The organism is Mesorhizobium sp. M7A.F.Ca.CA.001.08.2.1 (genome assembly GCF_003998455.1).
Taxonomy (GTDB): domain Bacteria; phylum Pseudomonadota; class Alphaproteobacteria; order Rhizobiales; family Rhizobiaceae; genus Mesorhizobium; species Mesorhizobium ciceri.
The window spans coordinates 1-956 of record NZ_RZPW01001253.1 but is presented as its reverse complement, the minus strand read 5'-3'; the positions used below and the strand labels follow the sequence as shown (position 1 = coordinate 956).

Below are 956 nucleotides of genomic sequence, written 5' to 3'. Positions count from 1 at the left end.
CCTCAAGGCCGGCTGGATCACCGAAGACGAGCTTGCAGCCGAAGAAGTCTCGGCTGACGAAGCCGTTGGTGCGTGAGGTGAAACCGCATCGCACCGAACCCGCCCTTGGACGAGATGAACGATCGCACCTGCATCGTTACGCGCAAACAAGCCGAACCGGATGATCTGATCCGGTTCGTCGTCGGCCCGGATTCGGCCGTCGTTCCCGACATCAAGAGAAATCTGCCCGGCCGCGGTTGCTGGGTGAGCGCCGACCGCCTACATATCGACAAGGCTGCGGCGAAGAACCTCTTTGCCCGCGCCTTCAAGGCACAGGTGGTCGTGCCGCCCGATCTTGGCGGCATGGTCGACGGGCTGCTTTCCAGGCACGCTCTGGGCATGCTTGGTCTTGCCCGCAAGGCAGGCGCAATTTCGCTTGGTGCTACCAAGGTCGAGAGCGCGGTGCGCGGCGGATTGGCGCTTTTCGTGCTGCATGCTTCCGAGGCGTCCGATGACGGCGTGCGCAAGATCAGCCAGGCGCGACGGGCGACGGTCCATCTCGGTGGGCCCGCTATCCTTGCCTACAAACTTTTCTCCGAGGCCGAGTTGAGCTTGGCATTGGGGGGTACAAATGTGATACATGCTGCCGTTCTCGCGGGAGACGCGGGCAGGGCGGTCCAGAAGCGCATGGTTGCGCTCGACCGGTATCGGGGCGGTTCCCCGGACGATCTGGCAATGCTTGCGGCTGTTGCTGACGAAGATGATGCCGCAGAGGATATGGAATGAGCGATACGAAATCGGGTGACGACAATACGCTGAGTGTGACGCCGAAGAAGACCTTGACGCTGAAGCGCCCCGGTATGGAACAGGGCACTGTGCGCCAGAACTTCTCGCACGGCCGCACCAAGCAGGTCGTCGTCGAAACCAAGAAGCGCAAGTTCTCGATGCCCGGCGACAAGCCGGAGCCTGTTGCCGCC

Annotated in this window: 2 protein-coding genes; both read left to right on the top strand. The window is 62.3% G+C overall.

The features are described from left to right. The first annotated feature begins 114 nt into the window (after positions 1-114). Positions 115-765: an RNA-binding protein gene (locus tag EN914_RS36620; protein ID WP_024503463.1), complete on the top strand. Its 651-nt coding sequence runs from the start codon at positions 115-117 to the stop codon at positions 763-765. Continuing rightward, positions 762-956: translation initiation factor IF-2 associated domain-containing protein (locus EN914_RS36615; protein WP_164756023.1), on the top strand; the 195-nt coding region annotated here is incomplete at its 3' end. The genes EN914_RS36620 and EN914_RS36615, both read left to right, overlap by 4 nt.

Bases quoted from the DNA above. Each gene is read 5' to 3' on its own strand.
- EN914_RS36620 (WP_024503463.1), top strand. From the start codon at position 115: ATGAACGATCGCACCTGCATCGTTACGCGCAAACAAGCCGAACCGGAT.